This is a genomic window from Vibrio genomosp. F10 str. ZF-129 (assembly GCF_000287055.2).
Lineage (GTDB): Bacteria > Pseudomonadota > Gammaproteobacteria > Enterobacterales > Vibrionaceae > Vibrio.
On the sequence record NZ_AJYQ02000025.1, the window covers coordinates 1 to 1,162 of the forward strand.

At 38.2% G+C, this 1,162-nt stretch carries 1 protein-coding gene; it reads left to right on the forward strand.

Going from position 1 to position 1,162, the window contains the following annotated elements; translation table 11 throughout:
* The first annotated feature begins 52 nt into the window (after positions 1-52).
* Positions 53-1,030 (forward strand): hypothetical protein, encoded by a 978-nt coding sequence (locus A1QO_RS04155; RefSeq protein ID WP_017039566.1) that lies wholly within the window; start codon positions 53-55, stop codon positions 1,028-1,030.
* Positions 1,031-1,162: the final 132 nt, after the last annotated feature.

Below are 1,162 nucleotides of genomic sequence, written 5' to 3' on the forward strand. Positions count from 1 at the left end.
TTTATTTGCCGCTTAGCAGAGCGTTAGTTTTCACTATAGTTCGGAGGTAAAATTGAAAGCATATTTAGATCACAACATCTTAGATTTGATGACTAAGGGAGATCCGCATAATGTGAAAAAATTGCTTTCTGAGCATTGTATTACTCCAGTGTTTTCTTATGAGTCATTAAATGAGATATACAAATCTAAAGGCTACGAAGATTCATTTCTTGCTGTACTAAGTGATATCGGCGCTAAGTATCTAGTACCAGTAACCAAAAATAATCGTGTTACAGGAGAAGCTGAACTTCAGCAAGTTGATGTTTTTAAGCTTTATGAGCACTACTTGCTTAACCGCGAACAGCAACCTGAATATGGATATGGCTTAACAGCCATGCTTCAAAAGTTCTATGGTGGGAGAAAAGACGAGTCATACAGTCATATTTTTGAAAAAGGAACCGATGAGTTAGCAGAGTTGCTTCAATCATCGTTGGAAGAACTCAAGCAAAACCCATTAATAACAACCGAGCAACTGCAATTAGTCGAGAGTTTGCCTGAGGTACTCAAAGCACAATATTCGACAATCAGTGAACAAATGGACAATGCTGGTGTTGCTGCAGTGAGAGACTTTGAAAGTCATTTTGGTGTAGGTCCCAAAACGCTAAACAACATTAAAGGTCCGAACGTAATAAACCAAACCTGGCAGTTACTGCAAAGTGAATTTGAAAAACACAGCCTTGAATCGGAATCATTGGAGGATTTTTTTGGTCTAAAATTCCGAAAATATGAGGCTAACTTTGGTAGCGAGAAATCAACAGTAGAAAAAGTAAATGCCATATATCATCAACTGGATTTCATTGGGTTTCATCGAGACTCCAAGATGCAAAAAACTGCTAGGTTTAATGCTTCATTTAGTGACATGACCCATGCAGGGTTAGCTTCATTTTGCGAGTTATTCTTTTGTCGGGATAATGGTTTAGTTCACAAAGCGTCGGCTGCTTATGAATTTTTAGGGATAAATACAAAAATCGTCCATTTCACTGAAAACTAACAAACAATTTAAGAGTGATTCAGCACGCTTGGCATTTTTGGTTTGGGTTTAGTTTAGTGTTTACGGCGTCCAATTTGAGTGTTGTGGTAGCGTGCTTCACACCTTAATTGGGCGTTAGGCGGCCTATTACAT